The 3218-nt window shown below is 73.4% G+C and carries 4 protein-coding genes and 1 riboswitch; of the genes, 3 read left to right on the plus strand and 1 reads right to left on the minus strand.

Features of this window, described 5'->3' with window-relative positions; genetic code table 11:
- Positions 1–43 precede the first annotated feature (43 nt).
- Complete coding sequence (locus VGR37_01435; protein HEV2146058.1) at positions 44–274, minus strand: hypothetical protein; 231 nt, start codon at positions 272–274, stop codon at positions 44–46.
- Between the two features lie 249 nt (positions 275–523).
- On the opposite strand from VGR37_01435, the gene VGR37_01440 reads away from it, so the two are divergent.
- From VGR37_01440 to VGR37_01450, 3 genes are all read left to right on the plus strand, one after another.
- The gene (locus VGR37_01440; GenBank protein ID HEV2146059.1) at positions 524–1348 is read left to right on the plus strand and encodes a DUF72 domain-containing protein; all 825 of its coding nucleotides are present in this window, start codon (positions 524–526) and stop codon (positions 1346–1348) included.
- A gap of 203 nt (positions 1349–1551) precedes the next feature.
- Positions 1552–2640, plus strand: coding sequence for an HD domain-containing phosphohydrolase (locus VGR37_01445; GenBank protein HEV2146060.1), 1089 nt, complete (start codon positions 1552–1554; stop codon positions 2638–2640).
- Between the two features lie 58 nt (positions 2641–2698).
- Positions 2699–2776: riboswitch (cyclic di-GMP riboswitch) on the plus strand.
- A 27-nt stretch (positions 2777–2803) separates the two neighbouring features.
- A partial coding sequence (locus VGR37_01450; protein ID HEV2146061.1) for a hypothetical protein occupies positions 2804–3218 on the plus strand: 415 nt, incomplete at its 3' end.

Consider the following 3218-nt stretch of genomic DNA (forward strand, 5'->3'; position numbering starts at 1 on the left):
GGGGCGGGGGCGCCCCCCCTGGCACTCTGTCCCCCGTCCGCCGCTACAAGTCCAGCGGGTCGGGCTCGGCCCGTCCGCCGCGGTCCTTGCTGAACCAGCGGATCACCATCCACACCAGCATCCCCGCGAGGAGGATCGGGAGGAGCCGGAAGAGGATCGCCACCAGGGCCATGGTGACGCCCAGGAGGAAGAAGACCACCTTGAGGGCTACGACCGCGAGAATGCCCACGGCGAGCCAGGTGAGCAGGGTGCCGAGCAGGTTGTTTTCCTTCATCGTAGATGCTCCTGAGAGTTGATCCGGGGAACGGTGCCTTCCCGCCTGCATCCCTTACGGACGGCGCACGCCCCGAGTTTCAAAACAGCGCGAGGCAGGTGCGCCGGAGCGCGAAGCACCGTATCGTGTCTTCCGGCCGACCAGCCCTCCAACCGCACCCGACGACGCCGTGACCCCCCGACGCTCCACACCCGCCTCCATCGCCGCGCGCCACCCCTTCCGCGCTCCGTCCCGCCGGAGGGAGCGGAGATGACCGGGGCCGCGGTCCGGGTCGGCACGCAGGGGTGGAACTACGACGCCTGGATCGGCGGGTTCTACCCCGAGGGGAGCCGCCCCGCGGAGTACCTGTCCACCTACGCCCGCGCCTTCGACACCGTGGAGGTGGACTCCACCTTCTACGCCGTGCCGCCCGCGAAGACGGTGCGCGGCTGGGCCGAGCGCACGCCGCCGGGCTTCACCCTGGCGCTCAAGCTCCCGCGAGAGGTCACGCACGAGCGGCGCCTGCGCGGCGCGGAGGACGTCGCGGCCGAGTTCTTCGACCGGGCGCGCGAGCTGGAGGGGAAGCTCGGCCCCGTCCTGGTGCAGATGGGGCCCGACTTCCTCCCGGACGAGATCCCCGCCCTCGCCGCCTTCCTCCCCCTGCTCCCCCGCGACCTCCGGGTGGCGGTGGAGCTGCGCAGCCGCCGCTGGGTGGACCGGCGCGTCCTCCCCGGCCTCCTCTCGCTCCTGGCGGCGCACGGCGTGGCGCTGGCGCTCAGCGACGGCCCCTGGGTCCCGCGCGACGTGCTGCTGGCGCTGGCGCTCCGGCCCACGGCGGACTTCCACTACGTCCGGTGGATGGGCCCGGACCGCTCCATCACCGACCATTCCCACCTCCAGGCCGACCGCAGCGAGGCCGAGGACGCCTGGGCGGAGGCGCTGCGGCGCGCGGCGGCCCGCGGGACGGCCACCTTCGCGTACTTCAGCAACTTCTGGGCGGGGCACGCGCCGGGCTCCGCGCGGGCGATGCAGCGCCTCCTGGGACAGGCCCCCGTGGACCCCGGCGAGCTGGGCGAGCAGACCTCGCTCTTCTAAGGTTCTCGACAAGCGCCCCTCGCCCCCTTACGTTGTGCTTCACCGCAGGCCGTCCACTTTGCCCGCGCGACCCCGTGGCGCCGCCCTGCGCCGCCGCTCCCGCGCTCCCCGATGCATCCACGACGCCCGCTCCTCCCCCGCAGCGCGCTCCGCGTGGCGAGGCCGCGCCACGACTCGCGCTCTCCAGGCGACCGGACGAGACGATGACGAACCCGATCCTGCACTTCCCGTCGAACGGCCGCCCCCGAGTCCTGATCGTGGACGACGAGCCCAACATCCGCGCCCTGCTGCGCCGGGCGCTCTCCGGCGACGGGTACGAGCTGGCCGAGGCCCCCGACGCCGAGACCGCGTACGCGATGCTCCTCGCCCACGGCGCGGACGTGATCCTTTCCGACCTGCTCATGCCGGGGATGAAGGGGACCGACCTGCTCCGCCTGGCCAAGGCGCACGACGACTCGGTGGGCTTCATCATCCTCACCGGCGTGGGGAGCATGGAGAACGCCATCGAGGCGCTCCGGCTGCAGGCGGACGACTACCTGCTGAAGCCCTTCAACCTGGACGAGGTGTCGCTCGCCGTGGAGCGCGCCCTGCGGCACCGGCGGCTGGTGCAGGAGAACCGCTTCTACCAGGGCCACCTGGAGAGCCGGGTGAGCGAGCAGGCGCAGCAGATCGAGACGCTCTTCGCGGACGCGCTGCTGACCATCGCCAGCGCGGTCGAGGCGCGGGACGGCTACACCGGCGGCCACGTCGAACGGGTGACCCGGTACGCCGTCGCCACCGGGCGGGTGCTGGGGGTGGGCGAGGAGACGCTTCGGCACCTGTGGGTGGCGGGGCTCCTCCACGACCTGGGGAAGGTGGCGATCCCGGACGAGATCCTGGGGAAGCCGGGGCGGCTCACCCCCGAGGAGTACGGGATCATGAAGCGGCACCCCACCATCGGCGCCTCCATCCTGGAGCGGAGCTCCTTCCTCCGCCCCGCCCTCCCCGGCGTGCTCCACCACCACGAGCGCTGGGACGGGAACGGCTACCCCGGCGGGCTACGGGGAGAGGAGATCTCGGTGGAGGGGCGGATCCTGGCCGTGGCGGACACCTACGACGCCATCGTCACCAGCCGCCCCTACCGCGAGCGGCAGCCGGAGGACGCGGCGGTGCGGGAGATCGTCCGCTGCGCCGGATCGCAGTTCGACCCGGCGGTGGTGAGCGCCTTCCTCCGGGCCCAGGAGGCCGGCTTCCCCGAGGAGGACGACTTCTCCCTGGTGGGCCGCGCGGCGCGGATGCCGGCGGTGGCCTGAGCCCGCGGAACCTTCTTGCGCGGAGGAGCGCCGCGCCGTATACTGCGCTCCAGGTGTCACTCGACAATAGCACACCCGGCGTGAGCCGGGGCCGCAGAGCCGGGCGTCTCTTCCGGGAGATCGGCCAGCCGCCGAAAGTGGACCTGAGCACACCACTCCCTCCATGCCCGCCGAGCGGTCTGGGCCGGATTTCTCCCCCCACCCGGGAGAGGATCCCCGGCACGGTCGGAGCGCCAGCTCCGACCCGTCCGCGACCTCCGTCCTGTCGGCGGAGGACCTCTCCGCCGTACTCTCCGCCTTCCGCCGCATCTCCGAGGCCACCACGCGCCCCGCGGAGACCGAGCGCCTTTTCCGCACCATCGCCGAGGAAGCCGCCGCGCTCCTGGCCCCCGCGTCCGCCCTGGTCTGCACCCTGGAGCCCGAGGGCGACGTGCTGCGCGCGCGCATCGGCACCGGCGCGCTCGCCCGGCACGAGGGCGAGTACCTCCCCGTGGAGGGGAGCCTGGAGGGGCGCGCCCTCCGCACCGGCGAGCCGCAGCGCGTGCCCGACCTGGCCGCCGACCCGGACGCCTACCGCC

Source organism: Longimicrobiaceae bacterium (assembly GCA_035936415.1).
Taxonomy (GTDB): domain Bacteria; phylum Gemmatimonadota; class Gemmatimonadetes; order Longimicrobiales; family Longimicrobiaceae; genus JAFAYN01.

Coding starts and splice junctions, on each gene's coding strand:
- VGR37_01435 (HEV2146058.1), bottom strand. CDS start 274: ATGAAGGAAAACAACCTGCTCGGCACCCTGCTCACCTGGCTCGCCGTG.
- VGR37_01440 (HEV2146059.1), top strand. CDS start 524: ATGACCGGGGCCGCGGTCCGGGTCGGCACGCAGGGGTGGAACTACGAC.
- VGR37_01445 (HEV2146060.1), top strand. CDS start 1,552: ATGACGAACCCGATCCTGCACTTCCCGTCGAACGGCCGCCCCCGAGTC.